Below are 18,028 nucleotides of genomic sequence, written 5' to 3'. Positions count from 1 at the left end.
ATGGCTGCAGGGTTTGCGACCTATACTCTCGCAAAAAAATAATGGGAATAGCTGACATGTTAGATCAAGAGTTGCGAGCATTGTTTGTGTTTACGTCTATTTATGAAACTGGGAGCGCGCGCTTGGTGTCTGAGATGTATCAAATATCTCAATCCAAGGTCAGTCGGTATTTGGCGGTACTACGAGACATCTATGCCGATACCTTATTTATTCGAAAAAAAGCCGGCTTTTTGCCAACGGAAAGAGCCCATCAGCTCTACCCCTTGATTAAGCAAATGACCCAGTTAACAGATCAGTTGATTGAGCTCAATCGGCGCCAAGTGCAAGTGCATGAATGCGTGATTGCCGTGCCGGCCCTATTCTCGGTGGGCTTGCCTGAGTATCTGCAGCGAACCATAGCGTTAAATTACCCCAATATCACCATAGTGATAAAGCCAAGTCGCCGAGCGATTTGTGAGGACGTCATCAAAGGCAATGTTTGTTTAGCGATTACAAGCCGAGATTGCACCCGCACCAGCGACTGCTCAAAGCAAGGCGTCAGCATGGTTGAAGCGGATTATATTGCGCAAAATGAGGTGGTATTCTTGGTTGCCAATGAGCAACACCCCATTTGGGAAACCGACCAAACCATTGAGAACATAGCGAATTACCCATACTTAGTGACACAAACCCCGGGCTTTAACGATCTCCTCGATCCGATGGAAGCTTGTGCTAAAGAGTTAGGTTTCCCCTTGGTGGTCAGTCAGCGTGGCGCCAGCTTGGCAACCTTGGCTGAAGCCATTATTGATGGAGAGAGTACGGCATTATTGGGGGCGCGTTGCGCGGCCGAGTTTATGGCGAAATTTCCAGGGATTAAAATGGCGCCCTTATCAAAGCTTGAGTTTGCGCGCTTGCACCACGTCATGCCCGCGGCGAAATACAGTTGTATTTGTCGTCAAGACCGCCAAGATAAAATTCCTCCACTCTTAGTTTCGGCGATTAAAGACTACTTAGCTAAGCAAATTTGCGAGTAATTTATATTCATAATTGGTTAGTCTTTAGGCTAACCAATTATGAATATTTGCAAAACTTTGAAGTGGGTATCCTTTCTCAGCTGCACAGCGACTAAGTACCGTTAACCTCAGTATTTACATTGACTGAACGATGTTAACTACTTCTTTACATGTGTGTTATTTAAATTTTTACTTTTCAATGATTTACTGTAATTCAATTGCGAGGATTAATGGCGGATATTGTGTGAGCCACCCCCTATATTGAGGCTAATTGTTGACAAGATCCCAGATTTTCATCTACGGAAAATAACAACCCCTATTCTCGAATATTCGTATTTTAAAATACCCAACAAGGAGTACTAAGTACTTCTACTCGCGGGTACATAAAAAATATTGAAAGGCCAGAGAATGATGCAGCGAATAAGCAAGGGCTTAACTCTACACCTTAACGCACTGTTAGCGATGGTAATCACCAGCGCTTTTTGCGTTCAGGCAACCCCCTGGGATGACCTCAGTGGAGAACAACTGGAACAGCAACTGACACAAAAATTTAGTGAGGGTAAATACTCCCCTAAAGGCGCAGATTCTTGCCTGATGTGTCATAAACGCAATGATAAAGTCATGGACATTTTTAGTGGTGTACACGGCGACATTAACTCGTCGAAATCACCGATGGCAGGTTTGCAGTGCGAATCGTGTCATGGCCCTATGGGTAAACACAATCGTGGCGGTAAAGAGCCGATGATTGCGTTTGGTGCAGACTCTAAGCTGCCAGTCGCCAGTCAAAATAGTGTGTGTTTAGGCTGCCATAACGATCCTAAACAAATGTCATGGCACAACAGCACCCACAACTTAGAAGACATCGCCTGCGCTGATTGTCATCAAGTGCATGCCGCAGAGGATCCAGCCTTAGATCGACTCAAGGTCAATGACACCTGCGTTAGTTGCCATACCCAAGCTAAAGCTGACATGCACAAGCGCTCATCGCATCCGCTCAAGTGGGATCAAATGACCTGCACCGACTGTCACAACCCCCATGGCAGCATGACCGAAAGCGCCTTGGTCAAACCTAGCCTCAACGATACCTGTTTTGAGTGTCATGCCGACAAGCGCGGTCCATTTTTATTTGAGCATGCGCCGGTGACCGAAAATTGTGCCAACTGTCACAACGCGCACGGCAGTGTTAATGAAGACTTGCTCAATAAGCGCGTACCGCAACTGTGCCAACAGTGTCATGCCGACGATGGTCACGCCTCCCGTGTGGTACCACAAGATGGCATGAGTTCCTTCGGTGGTGGCAAGAGCTGTTTGAATTGTCACAACCAAATCCACGGTTCCAACCATCCGGGCGGCAGCCTGTTTGGCCGCTAACAAGGAGTGCGAAAGATGCGATTTTCTTTGAATCTGTTGACCCTGGCACTGCTGTCTGCGACCGGTGTTGTCAGCGCGGCCGACTTCGGTGTCCAGCATGCCAGTACCGCTAAAGTGAAGCAGGCTGCTTACCAGTGCAAACAATGCAACATTCCTGCTGTTCATCGTGGCAGTGTCACGGCCAGCTTGGGCTATGTTGATAGCAGCGACAGTCATGCGGGTAACGCGTTTGGTACTAATGATGACGGCATGGCTGCCGGTGTCAGCGCCAATGTCAGTTACCGCAATGCCGAGGGCTACCGCAGTGCGGTGCAGGCCCATCAATTAGGCATGGAAAACGGCTTTGTCTCGGCCCGCAGTGGCAAGTTGGGCGAGTACCAGGTGGCAGTGGATTACCGCAACATCACCACTTGGCAGGATGAGGCTCAAACCCAGCTATGGCATAACGATGGCATGTTGACCCCAAGCGAGACGGTGCGCTTTGTCGACCTCAAGCTTGAGCGTCAGCAGGCCGGACTCGGCTTTGAGTATCAGATCAATGACGATCTAAACACCTATGTCCGTTATGACCGTGAAGACAAAACCGGCAGCAAGAGCGCCAGTCTGATGAGTCCACGCCCAACTAACTTTGTCCAGCCAGTGGATGAAAGCACTGATAAGTTCAGTGCCGGAGTGGTGCTTAGCGGTGCCAACTGGCTGACGGATATCAGTTATCACGGTAGCCAGTACCAGAATAATATCAACCACATAAGCCTGCCATACGCCTATGACGTCTACGCAGCTACGCCAGACAACCAGGCGCACCAACTGGCAGTAGCCGGTCAGTACCGTCTGGACGCCACCGTACTTAATGGCCGGGTGGTGGCGGGTCGTATGATCCAGGACGACAATCTGATCCAGGTGGCCGGAAATCCCCTGCAAAACTGGGACGGTCAGGTCGATACCTTGGATGCCAAGTTGGCCGCCACCTCAATGTTGACCCCGCGTCTGCGTGTGGGCGGCAGTGTGGATTACGCCAAGCGTGACAATGACTCCTCTGTGTATGAGTTTATGCAGCCGCGCCTGAGCTATGATGCCTTGAGCAACTCGTTCAAGCAGAACACCGTGCTGGATATCGAGCGTCAGACCGTCAAGCTCAACACCGCCTATCGTTTGGCTCAAGGCTATCGTCTGCAGGCCGGTTACGACTTCAAGCAGGTTGAACGCAGCTACGGTGAGCGTGAGCAGACCCGTGACAACACCCTGTGGGCTGAGTTGGATATTCGTAAGTTCGACACTGTCAGTTTCGACATCAAGGCCAGTCACGGTATCCGTGGTGGCAGCAGCTATGAAGCCAGCGAGCTGACTTCCAGCGAAGAGCACAACCTGCTGCGTAAGTTCAATCTGGCTGATCGTAATCGCACCGAGCTGGCACTGGTGACTCAGTATACCCCTGCTCAGTGGATGTCATTGGATATGACGGTGCATTACGCCATTGACGACTACACCGACACCCTTATTGGTCTGACCGAGTCCCGTGACTACGGCTACGATCTTAATCTGAGCCTGCTGATGAGCGACAAACTGACGGCCTATGGCTTTGCCGGTCAGCAGTGGATTGACTCCAAACAAGCGGGCGATCAGGCCAATATTTGGTACGCCGACATCAACGATAGCTTTATCAATCTAGGCGCCGGTGTGACCTACAGCGGCCTGCTGGATGACCGCCTGACCTTAGGTGCCGACTACCTGTTTGCCAACTCGAATGGTGAGACGCTTATCGATGCCAATCTTAGCGGCAACACCGCTTATGGCGATTACTTCAGCTTCAACCACAGCGTGGAGCTCTATGGCGAATATGCTCTGAGTGCGTCGATGCAGTTGAAGCTGGCTTATCAGTACGAACGCTTTTATGACACCGACGCCAGCGAAGTGGGTGTTGACGCAATTACCGGTTTAACGACTCTGGGCTTGGGTAACCATAACTACAACGCCCATCAGCTGATGTTGTCCTTCAGCTACATTCTTTGAGGATAAATATAATGGAACGCAGAAGTTTCTTGAAAATGAGTGCCGCCATGGGCTGTGCAGCGACCGTGACCGGTTGTAACTCCAGCTCGAAGGATGCCAATGTCGTGCCACCACGACCTCCGGTAGCTGATGAAAAGGTGAACTGGTCTTCCTGTTTGGTTAACTGTGGTTCTAACTGCCCAATCAAGGTATTCAGCCGTGACGGCGTGATCACCCGGGTAGAAACCGATCACGAAGTCGAAGACGTTTACGGTTTGCATCAGGTTCGCGCCTGTGCCCGTGGTCGTTCTCTGCGTCAGCGCACCTATGCGCCGGATCGTCTGAAAAGACCAATGAAGCGTGTGGGTGAGCGTGGCGAAGGCAAATTTGTACCTATCAGCTGGGATGAAGCGACACAGACTATCGCAGACAACCTGCAGCGCGTGATCAGCCAGTATGGCAACCAGGCAGTATTCCGCAGCTACGGCTCTGGTGCCTACTACGGCTTTGCCTCCAATGCCAACTTCAACCGCTTGTTCAACCTGGTGGGTGGCTGCCTGAATGCTTATGGCAACTACTCCTGGGCCCAGCAAATGGAAGCGGCCAAGCACACCTTTGGTACTGGCAGTACCATGGGATCATCAACCGCAACCATCGAAGCCAGTGATTTCTTCTTAGGGGTAGCTTACAACCCGAGCGAAATTCGTCAATCAGGCTCGGGTGAAGGTTATGACTTCTTGCAAGCACTGCAAAAAAATCAAAACCTGAAAGTGGTGATGATCGACCCGCGTTACACCGACTCTATGTTAGGTAAAGAGTCAATGTGGCTGCCAATTCGTCCGGGAACCGACGCGGCATTTGCCGAGGCGATCGCCTATGAAATGATTAACTCAGGTTGGGTAAATCAACATTCTCTCGATTTTATCAATCAGCATGTCGTCGGTTATGACGCCGCCTCGATTGACGCTCAAAAAGCCGTATTTGCCGCCAGTGGTGATGCGACTAAGCAAGAATATGCCAAGGTGATGGATAGTGCAGACAACTATCACGATTACATCTTAGGTTTGAATAAATTTGCCGGTCAGGCGCGCACCCCAGAGTGGGCCGAGGCTATCACAGGTATTTCGGCAGACAGTCTGCGTGAAATTGCGACTGATTTAATGGCCGCCAGCGCTCCGTATATCGTGGTTGGCGCCGGTGTTAACCGTCAAGCCAACGGTGAGCAGAGCATGCGTGCCCTGTACATGTTGTCCGTACTGACTGGCAAACTCGGGACTCGCGGCGCCTCCAACGGTGAGCTGCCTTATATGAGCGGTATGGGGCGCGCGGGTATTCCTACCGGCAATAACCCAGTTAAAGAGACAATCTCTTTCTTTACTTGGTCTGAAGCCGTTGTCAATGGTAAAGACTTTACTGCCCGCACCCATGGCCTGCGCGGGGTGGACGGTTTAGATACTAAGCTTGGCACTAACATTCACTTTATTTTGTCGGCTTCGGATAGCTCGCTGCTCAACCAGCATGCTGAGGTCAATAACACCGCCGAGATCCTGCGTAACGCAGAAGATTTATTTGTGGTCAGCTGTGATTGCTGGATGACCCCAGGTGCAAAATTTGCCGATATCATCCTGCCTGACACCAGCTGGTTAGAGTCTAACGACTTAGTGGATAACTCTTATGCCGCCGGTGCACTGGGCTATCTGACGGCTATGTCAGCCGCCGTGGAGCCGATGTGGGATTGTAAGTCTATGCATGAAGCGGCCGCCATGATTGCCGACAAGATGGGCGTAGGCGCACAATTTACCGAAGGTAAAACCGAAGCTGATTGGTTAGAAGATCTGTATCAGACCACGCGTACCATGGCCAAAAACCAAGGCGTAGTGCCAGATTTCCCAGCCACCTATAAAGAAGCGCAAGCTCAAGGTGTTTTCCGCAAAGACATGAAGTTAAACCATGTTGCTTTGGCTGATTTCGTCCACCAAGGTAAGGCGCTTAACACCCCATCTGGCAAGATTGAGATTTACTCAGCCGAGCTGGCATGGCGCGCCGCTAACTGGACTCAGGAAGATGTGACCGGCGTGAAAGGTGACACCATTACGGCGATCCCTCAGTACACTGTGACTTGGGACAGTTACGAAGATACCGACACAGCAACCGACTACCCGCTGCAGTTGGCGACATACCACACCAAGGGCCGCACACACTCCAGCTATCACAACGTGCCATGGCTACGTGAAGCGGTGGAAGATGCGCTGTGGATGAACCAGTTTGATGCCGATGCCTATGGCGTGAGCTCTGGTGACAAGGTGGAAGTGTATAACGAGCGTGGCTCGATTGAAGTGCCGGTGAAGATCACCCCGCGCGTCGCGCCAAACGTTGTGGCACTGGGCCAAGGGGCTTGGTATTTGGCCGATGATAAAGGTCGTACTGGCGCTACTGGCAAGGTCATTGATGTGGGGGGGGCTGTCAACACCCTGACCCGTTATCAGCCAAGTCCTGTGGCCAAAGGTAACCCACAGCTCACCATCCGTGTCCAGATCAAGAAAGCTTAAGGGAGCACATGTAAATGACTCAACCAACTCAATATGGTTTCTATGTTGATACCACCAAGTGCACCGGTTGCAAGGCGTGTCATGTGTCTTGTAAAGATCGTCAAGCCGACACTATCCGCGCAACGAATGACCCCATGAACGGCGGCGTACCAAGCCTGACGGGCGTGACCTGGCGCCGGGTGTACGAATATGGCGGTGGGACTTGTTCGATGAACCCAAGCACCAAGGTATTCGAGAACAACGTATTCGCTTACTACATGTCGATTGGCTGTAACCACTGCTCTGAGCCGGTGTGTGTTAAGGCCTGCCCAACCGGCGCCATGCATAAGCGCCGTGAAGATGGTTTAGTGCACGTGGCTGAAGATCTATGTATCGGTTGTGAAAGCTGTGCCCGCGCTTGCCCTTATGATGCGCCACAAATCGACCGTGAACGTAAGGTGATGACCAAATGTGATGGTTGCTATGAACGCATCGCCGAAGGCAAAAAGCCAACGTGTGTCGAGTCTTGCCCACTGCGGGCCTTAGACTTTGACAAGATGGACGTGCTGGAAGAAAAATATGGCAAGGGTGATGGCCATATCGCTCCTCTGCCAAGCGCAGCGATTACCTCGCCAAACTTGATCATTAAGGCCAACCGCCATGGTCAACCCGTTGGCAGCGGTATGGGCCGGATCTTGAACCTGAAAGAAGTCTAAGATTTGTCAGATTCTGAGATATGACAAGCGCCTACGGGCGCTTGTCTTTTTAATAATGAGAGATTTATGACCCACTCTGTATCAATCGATTTTATTGAGTATCAAGGGATTGCCCGGATATTACACCATGTGCTGTGCCAGTATCCGGAGCAGCAACTGTTGGCTGATTTTATTGAACATCAGGTGGCAACCAGTTGGCCCGAATTTCAGCAGCGTCCCGCTAACGATCAAGGTCGGGCAGCGTTGTGTCGCTATCTAAACCAATGGCAACCAAATCAACTGGTTGGTTTGCAACTGGATTATGGTCAATTGTTTTTCGGTCCCGGCGAGCCGAAAGCGATCCCGCAGGGCTCGGTGTATTTGGGTGAGGAGCAGCTGCTCAATGACCGTAGCACCGTGGCGTTAATCGACTTTTATAAAGCGCATGGCGTCTCATTAAGCTTGGCATACTCGCAACCCCTCGATCATATTGGCTTGTTTTTTAGCGTGCTCGATACCGGTTTAGGCCGTCTGGCAGACGAACCCGAAAATCAAGCACTGATCCAATTTGTGCAGGTGTTATTACAGCAACATTTACTGCCATGGTCAGGCCGTTGTTTGGCACTGGCTGCGCAACATGCCCAGACCGATTTTTATTTGGCGATAGCCTTGTTAGCCGATGACTTTTTGAATCAACTTGCCGCTGATTTCCAGGTGGTGCCAATGCCGATGCGACTATTTCGATAAGTGAGTCAGTCACCGCCCTTGCTGTTTGCCCTTGTCAGTCCGGACTAAAGGGCTTAGGCTCGCAACAGCACCCTTTATGAGACGACAGTATGGCAACATTAACACTGGATAAGATCGACCTGCATATTCTTAGGATCATGCAAGAGTATGGCAAGCTATCAAATCAAGAGTTAGCTGAATTGGTGGGGTTATCGGCCTCGCCCTGTTCGCGCCGAGTCAAAGCCCTAGAAGAAGCCGGTTATATTGCTGGCTATGCCACCCTCTTGAGTCCTGAACACTTTAATCTGACGTTGACGGCGTACGTGCAAGTGCGGCTTGATAAGCATAGCAGTGACATTTTGGATGATTTTGAAAGCCAAATAACCGGCTATGATGAAGTACAAGAATGCTGTTTACTCACCGGCAGTGATGCCGACTATCAGCTCAAGGTATTGGTCAGTGATATGGCGCATTATAAAGTGTTTTTATTGGATAAATTGACCAGTATCGACCATGTGGCCGGTGTGCGCTCAAGCTTTGTATTAAAACAGGTGAAAAACCAAACCCGCATCCCGTTACCTCATCGCACGGCACAATAACATCGCGCTATAGTGCGGCGTCGGCGTAATAGTTTGCGCCAGCTCACAAACTCTCCGTTGCGCGTGGCTCACAGATTATTGCGTCCGTCGCCGCTTTTATCTGTACTGCCACAAAACTTTTCTGCTCAGCGTTATTTTGGCGCAAATAAAACGCTTATATTGACATGATTGGTTTATTTTATGAGTAAAATCACCATAAAGTTAAAAATTTATAGCGTTGACATGGCTGGTTAAAGCCATAAGATGCGCGCTCGTTTGAGTGAATGAGAGTACGCATGACAATGGCACAGAGTGGGCAGTTTAGTTCACGCATTGGTTTTATCATGGCCGCCGCAGGTTCTGCGGTTGGGGTGGGTAATATTTGGGGGTTTCCAACCCAAGCGGCAAGTCATGGTGGCGGCGCCTTTTTGTTGGTGTACTTGCTGCTGATCTTAGTGCTGGGTTACCCCATGTTGCTGGCTGAACTGATGATCGGTCGTCATGGCCAAACCAATCCTGCCGATGCTATGGCCAAGGTTGCCCACGGCCGCCGAGGCAAATCCATTGGGACAGCCATTGGCCTATTTTCAATCATTACCGCCAGCTTGATTTGTACTTTTTACAGTATTTTGTCGGGGTGGTTTGTTAGTTTTGCCATGGCTCCTGTGGCGCAGATAGCGGGCTTAGCCTCGCTGAGCGCATGGCTGATGGACTTTTCATTATCGCGCAATCTGGTATTTACCTTGGTGTTTATTGGCTTGGTGATATTAGTGATCCGCCAAGGAGTACAGCAGGGGATTGAGCGCTGGTCAAAGCGACTGATGCCGCTATTGTTGCTGATTTTACTCGCTGGCGTGGGTTATATCTTGACTCAAGAAGGCGCTATGACTGGCTTATCAGTATTGTTGCAGCCTGATTTTTCACGGGTATTGGATGCCGATGTCTTGATCAGTGCGCTTGGGCAAACCTTCTTTTCGTTAACCATAGGTACCGGTGCCATGATGGTGTACGGGGCCTATGTCAGTCAGCGGGAAAACTTAGCATCACTAACCGCCTATGTGACTTTAACTGACACCTGTGTGGCCTTTTTAGCGGCCTTGATGGTGTTGCCGGCCATGTATGTTGCTCAGCAGAATGGAGTACAGATCTTTGCTAGCGATGGCAGTTTGCTCAACGCTGACACCTTAGTGTTTACCGTCTTGCCGGCGTTGTTTACCACCCTCGGTGGCATCAGCCAGTACCTGATCGCGCTGATATTTTTTGTACTAATGACGATAGCAGGATTGACCTCGGCGATTTCAATTGTTGAAGTTCCTACCAGCTATTTGGTTGAGAAAACTCGACTCACTCGCCATCAAGCGACTGGGGTCGTTGGGGTGATTATTGCGGCATTATCAGTGCTGGTCGTGTGCTTTTTTGACCGTCTATTTGGCGCGTTAATCACCTTGACCACCGAGCGAGCGCAACCGCTGATCGCGTTAGCTATTGCTATTTATGTTGGCTGGATCTGGGATAGAAAGCAGTTACTTGCTGAGATTAGCCGCCAAGAGGGTGTCGACACTCAGCACTGGTTTTGGCGCCTTTGGCCAGTCTACGTTCAATATGTTTGTCCGGTATTGATTGTCGTGATTATTGTGCAATTGCTGCAATAAAACTCATGGGCAGGGATGAAACGTTGATTGCAAGTAAATCGAAGGGGCTCCCCTGACGAACAAGGTCCCTGTTTAACGGCCAGCTTGGCTTGACCAGTACAATCCTGTGCTGTACGTTGGGCCTTAAGTGATTGCTGATATGCTGTTGGCTGCGCGTTTTGGGGTCGCCCCTCTGGGGACAGTGACCTTGCCGATGACGCCAGTGTGGCAACCGGCCAGACCTAAACCGTTTGCTTTGACGCTCACAGCAATCCTAGGTGTGGCCTGTTTCACCTTTAGATGACTTGATTTCAGTACGCCGTGGTTCGTGGCGGTAGTGATAACTTGCTTTATTCTCACAGGCCTTGAAGCCGCGTTGGGTTTGGTGGCGACTGTTGGCTCCATGGAAAATGATTTGATTGTGAGTAAAACCTGCTAAATGACTGATATGCAGCCCCCACGCTGAGATCTTGTATTTTACTCGAACTTGTTGTTTCCGCTTGAATGAGGTCAAGTATTGTGCCAATCAACCTTTAACCACAAGGTTTATTAAGGGTGCCTTTCTATGCTTAATGCTCGCCTCTGCTACTGCTGGCTGCTATCGCAGGCTTGCTACTTGGATGTCAACCTAAGGCGCAAGTGCCGATTGATGCTTATCAGCTTGAACCTATTCTTTGCCAAGAGGATGATCTGGGTCAGTCGCAGTGTCTCAATGGTTATCAAGGCCAGCCTTTTACCGGCATAGCAACCTATGGCAGCCCCCAAGGGTTTTATCTCATTACGCAGTACCTTAACGGCAAGGCTCATGGTTATATGTTGGGGTTTATTGATGGTCAACTGTCAAGATTTGGCCAACAAGAGCACGGCCAATTTGTGGGGGAGCGCCTAAGCTATTATGCCCATCTCGGTCAACTTAGAAGCCAAGAATTGTATCAGCAAGGTCAATTGCTTGAGCGCAAGCAATACACTGAAGATGGCATGATTGACCGAAGTTACCACGACCAAGATGGCGAGTTGGTGGAGGAAATTAGTTATATGAAAGGGTTGCCGTGGCGTTATTTCTATAGCATCGATGGTGAGGCGCGTCAGCGCGTGTTAGGTTACTTTGCCAATGGGGTACTTGAAAGTGAGGCTGAATATCTTGCCGAGGATCTCAAAAAACTCAATAGCCGCTCATTTTACTCAAGTGGCCAGCTCAAAACCCGCTTCAGTTATGACCGTAAAAGCGACACGGCGTTATTAGAAAGTTTTTTTACTAATGGTCAAATGCAAACTCGTCAACAATATGGCTTTAATCCGGGCATCAATCGCCATGGCTACTATCAAAAATTTTGCCAAGAAAACGGTCAGCTGCAAGAAACCGTGTATTTTGATATGGGCACTGAGCTTGAATCCTACCAACACTCTCACTGCAATGGCCAGTAAAGCATGCCTACCAGTCTTAACAAAACGTGATAACTGCTGAAGGCATTCGTCGCATTAATGACCCAGGTCAGGGACTGAGAATTTTGTATTATGATAAAAACGGTGAGGTATTTTCCCAAAAGTAATTGATTTACTGAAATATGATCAATTCGATGTTTTTTTAAGCGATCCCTTCATTGGTTTAGCAACAACTTGGCCGCATTTTGATTACATCAGTTAGGCTTGTTTGGGTGGCAAATTGACAATTTTCATTTATTTCATATAGATGCAATTATAGTGTTTAGTTCTAAAATTTCGCTTTGGTTGTGATCATTCTCATAGTTTGAGGTAATTTGTCGATATCGCCGCATTTTTAGGTATTCAAAAAGTAACAACCCCAGTTTGTGCCACTTCCTCTCTTACAATAGACATCACTAATACAGCTTGATTTGACTGCAAAAACTAAATATGGCAATCGATGCCATCGCGGTTGAATCGGTTGTGGTTTTTATTGAGGTCATGAGTGATGGAACGTCGAAGTTTCTTAAAAATGAGTGCTGCTATGGGCTGTGCCGCTACGGTCAGCGCTTGTAATCCAAGCACCAAAACCCCAACGTTCAGCAAGCCGTTGCAACCGACTGCCGCTGAAGTACAGCACTGGTCAGCGTGTTTGGTTAACTGCGGCTCGAACTGCCCTATCAAAGTATTCAGTCGTGATGGGGTGATCACCCGCATCGAAACTGATCATGAGACATCAGATCAGTACGGCGACAACCATCAGATCCGTTGCTGTACCCGTGGCCGCTCACTGCGCCAGCGTACCTATGCACCGGACCGTCTGCGCACCCCAATGAAGCGTATCGGTGCCACCCGCAGTGGTGAAGTTGACCAGTTCGTGGCCATCAGCTGGGAACAGGCATACAAAGAAGTGGGCGAGAAGCTGAATCAAATTCGTGCTGATCACGGCCCTGCATCGACCTATTTCCATTACCGCAGTGGCGCTTACTATGGCTTTGCCGGATACCAGGTGTGGCAGCGTCTGCTGAACAAAACCGGCGGTTATCTGGATCACCACTGGGACTACTCCTGGGCACAGCTGTACTCAGCTGCCGAAGCCACCTTCGGTGATGCCGGCCACGCTTACTACGGCTCCCGTCTGGCTGAAATCGCCAACGCCGACCTGTTTATCGGTGTTGCTTTCAACCCGAATGAAATGCGGATGAGCGGCAGCGGCGAAGGCTATGACTTCGTGCAGGCACTGAACAACCACCCAGGCGATATCAAGGTGTACATGGTTGATACCCGTTACACCGACTCCATGCTGGGTAAAGAGCACCAGTGGCTGCCAATCCGTCCGGGTACCGATGCGGCGCTGGCTGAAGCGGTGGCCTTTGAAATGATCACCTCAGGCTGGATTGATGCCAACTCCAAAGCCTTCTTGGACAAGCACTGTCTGGGATATGATTTTGCCTCGCTGGCAAGCTTCAAGGCCGAGTGGGCAGCATCTGATGATGCCGAGCAGCAGCGTTACGCGGCGCTTATCGATCCCAAAGAGAACTACAAAGATTACATTTTGGGTACCCACACAGGCCTTGCGCGCACCCCAGAGTGGGCGGCGGCACGTTGCGGTATCTCGGCGGCACAAATTCGTGAACTGGCAAACGCCATCATGAACGCCAAGGCGCCATACATCAGCATTGGCGCCGGTGTCAGCCGTCACGCCAACGGCGATCAGGCCGTACGTGCCCTGTACATGCTGTCTATCCTGACCGGTAAGCTGGGTCAGAGCGGTGTGAACACCGGCGGCATGCCAATGAACTATGGTCTGGGCGTAGCCGGTATCGATATCGGTGACAACGCCGTTAAGGCCACCATTCCGGTATTCACCTTCTCTGAAGCCATTGAGCGCGGCAAGGAGTTCACGCCTTACACCCATAACCTCAAGGGTGCAGACACGCTGGATTCTAACATCAAGGCGATCATTAACGTGTCGGGTAACGCCATCGTCAACCAGCACTCAGACATTAACGGCACCACGGCCATTTTGGCTGACACCAGTAAGTGTGAGTTGATCGTGGTGTGTGATTGCTGGATGACCCCATCTGCCCGTTACGCCGACTACATTCTGCCTGCAGCCACCTGGCTGGAGTCTGATGATCTGGCTGGTGACTCTTATGCCTCGGGTCAAATGGGTTACATGACCATGATGAGCACCGGCGTTAAGCCCTTGGGCGAAGCCAAAAACATGTACGACATCTGCTCAGGTCTGGCCAAGGCCATGAACTGCAATGACTACACCGAAGGCAAGACAGTGGCTGACTGGAACAATGAGTTGTACGCGAAGACCCGTGCCAACAACCCGGATATCGGTCTGCCAGCCACTTATGATGAGGCCACCAAGCAAGGCGTGTTCCGCAAGTACATGCCAGAAAGCTTTGTGGTACTGCAGGACTGGATTGAAGGTAAACCAGACGCCTACGGCGTGAAGACCCCTTCCGGCAAGATTGAGATCTACTCGCTGGCCATGGCTGACAAGCGCGCCAACTGGCAGCTGCAGGACTACTGGTCAAGCGAAGAACGTCAGCGTTTCAGCGCCGAGCAGCTGGCTGAACGCTACAAGATCACCCCACTGCCACAGTACGTGGTCACCTGGGATGGTTATGAAGATAAAGAGACTGCGGCTGAGTTCCCGCTGCAGTTGATTGGTTACCACACCAAGGGGCGCGTGCACTCAAGCTACGACAACGTGCCATGGCTGCGTGAAGCGGTTGAAGACGCGGTATGGATGAACCCAATGGACGCCACTGCCCGCAACCTGACGCCTGGCGAAACCGTGCGGGTGTGGAACGACCGCGGTATGACCGAGCTGCCGGTGCGTATCACCCCGCGTATCGCGCCGGGCGTGGTCGCCATGGGTGAAGGTCGCTGGTACAAGCCGGGTGAAGACAAAGACCACAAAGGTCGCCCTGTGGATGTCAATGGTGCCCTAAACGTGCTGACCAAGTACCACCCGACACCGATTGTGAAAGGTAACCCACAACACACCAACCGTGTCCAGCTTGCCGCTAAGAAGGAGGCATAATCCATGAAAGCTCAAGTTCAATATGGTTTTTACCTCGACACCACCAAGTGTACCGGTTGTAAGACCTGCCACGTAGCCTGTAAAGACCGCATGGTCGGCTCTCAGCGCGGCCAGGGCGAAGGTGCTAAAGGCATCTCGGCCATGAAAGGCGTGCTGTGGCGTCGCGTGTACGAGTACGGCGGCGGTGAGTGGACCACCAACGCAGACGGCAGCTTCGAGCAAAACGTCTTTGCTTACTACATGTCTATCGGCTGTAACCACTGCAACGAGCCGGCCTGTGTGAAGTACTGCCCAACCGGCGCCATGCACAAGCGTAAAGAAGATGGTCTGGTGCACGTAAACCAGGAGCTGTGTATTGGCTGTGAAAGCTGTGCCTGTGCCTGTCCATACGACGCGCCGCAGTTGGATCCTGAGCGCAAGGTAATGACCAAGTGTGACGGTTGTTTTGAGCGTCTAGCCGTGGGGCGTCAGCCTATCTGTGTAGAGTCCTGCCCACTGCGTGCCCTGGACTTCGACACCATGGATAAGTTGCAGGCCAAGTATGGAGAAGGCGATGGTCATATTGCGCCGCTGCCATCACCTGAGATCACCAAGCCAAACCTGATCATCAAGGCTAACCGTCACGGTCGTCCGGTCAAAGAAAGCATTGGTATTTGCTACGGTGAACCATGGCCAGTCGGCAGCGAGCCTAAGCTGAACCTGGTTGAGGGCAGTATCCTCAACCCAGCTGAAGTGTAATTTCAGAGGGTTTCACTGCACTTGATACTGTGTTGAGCCGACTCGTCATAGGCCCACTATGACGTTCGTCGACTCGCTAGCCACATGGAGGTGGTGAATGCCATTCACGCACGACTGCATGGATGCAGGAGGTAGAGCAACGCAGGAGCAGTTGCCGGGGAGCGGTTAATGGCCTTGTCTCAACAGCATTGAATTCCCCCTGAGGACGCGACTTAGATACAAAAAGCGCATACAGTTCGTATTCGTTTTATCCAGAGAAGGTGCATAATGCACCTTCTTTTGTGTAAGGTTCGCACCATACCTGACGGTGACACGGGCGATTAGGCAAGCCCCCTCAAAGAGTAAGTAAGATGACCAATATCGATCGCGTTGAACTGCAAGCCATGGCCCAAATTCTTCACAATTTATGGTTCGAGCCGCCGGGCGAAGAGTTGCTGGCGATGGTGGCAGAAATTCCTTTCGTCGAGCAGTGGCCGCTGGGCGACAGTTCGCCAGAAGCAATGCAGGCCTGTGAGCTGATGGATGCTGCCAGTACTACGGTGATTCAGGCCAGCGCAAACCTGAGTGATGAGCAGGCTATCGAAGCCTTGCAGCTGGACTATACCCGTCTGTTTGTCGGCCCAGGTGTGCCACTGTGTCCGCCTTGGGGCAGTATGTACCTGTGTGAGACTGGGTTATTGAATGATGTCAGCACGCAGGCGCTGGTGGCCTTTTACAAAGACTCAGGGCTGGAGCTGGACTCCACCCGCAATGAGCCGGTCGATCATCTGGGCTTGATGCTGGCAGTGATTGCTAACGCGCTGGCCACTGAAGAGGGTACGATCCCCGTCCTTATGGACAGCGATGAGCATGTGGCCTTTAGCCGCGCTTGGCTGGCCCTGTTGCTGCGGGAATATCTGATGCCATTTGCGCCCCAATGCATTGCGCTGCTGGCCGCCAATGCCAAAACAGACTTCTACCGTGCGCTGGCACCTTTGACTCTGAATTATCTGCAGAGCCTGCAATCACAACTGGAAGCAGAGTTGGTCAGCCACAAAAGCGACGCAATGCACTGAACTACGAAAAGCGCAGCGCTTGGTGGCAGACCGCTTGTTGTTTAAAGGCAAAAGCCTGAACCGCGAAGAACACGAAGAAAAGCGAAAGCTTAACGATCTGATCTTCTATTGTTTTTCCTTCGTGTCCTCGGTGTAGTGAGCGAAGTTAGTGCTTCGTGCCAGATCGCTTTTATAGAACCGGACAGTTTGAGGGTAATGTATGAGTGTGATTAAAGCCTTGGGCGATCAGTGGAGTAAGGCTGAGTTTGCCCATCAGCTGGCCTTGGTGCTGGCACAAAAACAGGAAGTCGCCCAGCTATTTGGCGGGGCTACCTCGCTGACTACCGTGTGCAACCTGATTGCCGCCATGAGCTATCAGGCCGACGATGCCCGATTTGCTAAAGACCCCGAGCATTCAGACAGATTCATGTTGACGAACAGCATGTTGATCTCGGTATTCCACGACTGCTTCCGCTTGCTGTTTATCAAAGAAGTACAGTTCGGCGGCCTGAGTCAGGCCGAGCAACTGATCCTAGCACTGGCAAAGCGAATCGCTGTGGATACGGCCATCGAGTCGCTGGATGATGCCGCTGCACTGCAACGTGAGCAGATGATTAAGTTCAGTGAGCAGTTGGAAGGTTTGTATATTCAGAGACGAAGTGCGAGTCGAAACATGGTTTGATGTTTCTGGCTTCGCAAAGGTGGTAGGGCAGAGTGCGACTGCCAGAGTCACTTGCTTGATGTGGCTTGCAGCCACTAAGATTGAATTGTGACGTGCCGTCACAGATGAGAGTTGTCCCTACCGGACATGGTCGCTGACACGACCGGACATCGTGGGCTTCCAGCCCACACCCGGGTCAGGGGTATTGCTCGTCCAATAAATACGTCCATGTAGAAAAGCCAGTTCGGCATCCTTGCCTCTCGCTCATAAGCTTGCTTGCCTTTGAGCAAGCATTCGCCCTGACAACCCCAAGGACGCCCCAACCGGAGTTGTTACTCATCGTGATTAGCTTGCCATGGACGCGATCAGTGTCGATTCAGCGTCCATGGCTCAGCGACACTTACGCTGTCATCCCTGACTGTGCCCGCTATTTCAACCTAATCCCTTCGGCAACTCCGGACGGGGAACAAAGCAGGGCGGGAGCATACTTTGATGGATTTATAACCCAAAGAAGACTCTTGCCCTATAATCATCGTTCCAACCCGCTTTCTTCATCTTCACTTTTTGGCTCGGCGCACCACAGTCGCATTGCTTGAGCA

General features: G+C 51.2%; 13 protein-coding genes. All 13 read left to right on the top strand.

Features of this window, described 5'->3' with window-relative positions; all coding sequences use genetic code 11:
• Positions 1-56: 56 nt before the first annotated feature.
• The 13 genes from KU855_RS11690 to KU855_RS11630 all read left to right on the top strand — a co-directional run bounded on the left by KU855_RS11690 (position 57) and on the right by KU855_RS11630 (position 17,450).
• Positions 57-1,013, top strand: coding sequence for a LysR family transcriptional regulator (locus KU855_RS11690; RefSeq protein ID WP_218530468.1), 957 nt, complete (start codon positions 57-59; stop codon positions 1,011-1,013).
• Positions 1,014-1,454: 441 nt separating this feature from the next.
• Positions 1,455-2,363 (top strand): DmsE family decaheme c-type cytochrome, encoded by a 909-nt coding sequence (locus tag KU855_RS11685; protein WP_256261001.1) that lies wholly within the window; start codon positions 1,455-1,457, stop codon positions 2,361-2,363.
• 15 nt (positions 2,364-2,378) lie between these two features.
• Positions 2,379-4,373 (top strand): MtrB/PioB family decaheme-associated outer membrane protein, encoded by a 1,995-nt coding sequence (locus KU855_RS11680; RefSeq protein WP_218530466.1) that lies wholly within the window; start codon positions 2,379-2,381, stop codon positions 4,371-4,373.
• 11 nt (positions 4,374-4,384) lie between these two features.
• Complete coding sequence (locus tag KU855_RS11675; RefSeq protein ID WP_218530465.1) at positions 4,385-6,901, top strand: DMSO/selenate family reductase complex A subunit; 2,517 nt, start codon at positions 4,385-4,387, stop codon at positions 6,899-6,901.
• Between the two features lie 14 nt (positions 6,902-6,915).
• The gene (locus KU855_RS11670) at positions 6,916-7,596 is read left to right on the top strand and encodes a 4Fe-4S dicluster domain-containing protein (protein ID WP_218530464.1); all 681 of its coding nucleotides are present in this window, start codon (positions 6,916-6,918) and stop codon (positions 7,594-7,596) included.
• Between the two features lie 66 nt (positions 7,597-7,662).
• On the top strand, positions 7,663-8,322 hold the full coding sequence (locus tag KU855_RS11665; protein WP_218530463.1) for a molecular chaperone: 660 nt from the start codon (positions 7,663-7,665) through the stop codon (positions 8,320-8,322).
• An 89-nt stretch (positions 8,323-8,411) separates the two neighbouring features.
• Complete coding sequence (locus tag KU855_RS11660; protein ID WP_218530462.1) at positions 8,412-8,900, top strand: Lrp/AsnC family transcriptional regulator; 489 nt, start codon at positions 8,412-8,414, stop codon at positions 8,898-8,900.
• 275 nt (positions 8,901-9,175) lie between these two features.
• Positions 9,176-10,531 (top strand): sodium-dependent transporter, encoded by a 1,356-nt coding sequence (locus tag KU855_RS11655; RefSeq protein ID WP_218530461.1) that lies wholly within the window; start codon positions 9,176-9,178, stop codon positions 10,529-10,531.
• Positions 10,532-11,149: 618 nt separating this feature from the next.
• A complete protein-coding gene (locus KU855_RS11650; RefSeq protein WP_218530460.1) occupies positions 11,150-11,935 on the top strand; it encodes a toxin-antitoxin system YwqK family antitoxin in 786 nt (261 codons plus the stop codon).
• Between the two features lie 505 nt (positions 11,936-12,440).
• Positions 12,441-14,996 carry a DMSO/selenate family reductase complex A subunit gene (locus KU855_RS11645; protein ID WP_218530459.1) on the top strand — a complete coding sequence of 852 codons (2,556 nt, stop codon included), beginning with the start codon at positions 12,441-12,443 and terminating at the stop codon, positions 14,994-14,996.
• A gap of 3 nt (positions 14,997-14,999) precedes the next feature.
• Complete coding sequence (locus tag KU855_RS11640; RefSeq protein ID WP_218530458.1) at positions 15,000-15,734, top strand: DMSO/selenate family reductase complex B subunit; 735 nt, start codon at positions 15,000-15,002, stop codon at positions 15,732-15,734.
• Between the two features lie 350 nt (positions 15,735-16,084).
• Positions 16,085-16,789 carry a molecular chaperone gene (locus KU855_RS11635; protein WP_218530457.1) on the top strand — a complete coding sequence of 235 codons (705 nt, stop codon included), beginning with the start codon at positions 16,085-16,087 and terminating at the stop codon, positions 16,787-16,789.
• Positions 16,790-16,988: 199 nt separating this feature from the next.
• Positions 16,989-17,450, top strand: coding sequence for a hypothetical protein (locus KU855_RS11630; RefSeq protein WP_218530456.1), 462 nt, complete (start codon positions 16,989-16,991; stop codon positions 17,448-17,450).
• The last annotated feature ends 578 nt before the right edge of the window (positions 17,451-18,028 follow it).

Origin of the sequence: Shewanella sp. NIFS-20-20 (assembly GCF_019209865.1) — a bacterium.
In the GTDB taxonomy this organism is placed as follows: domain Bacteria; phylum Pseudomonadota; class Gammaproteobacteria; order Enterobacterales; family Shewanellaceae; genus Shewanella.
This window is presented reverse-complemented; position numbering and strand designations above follow the sequence as displayed.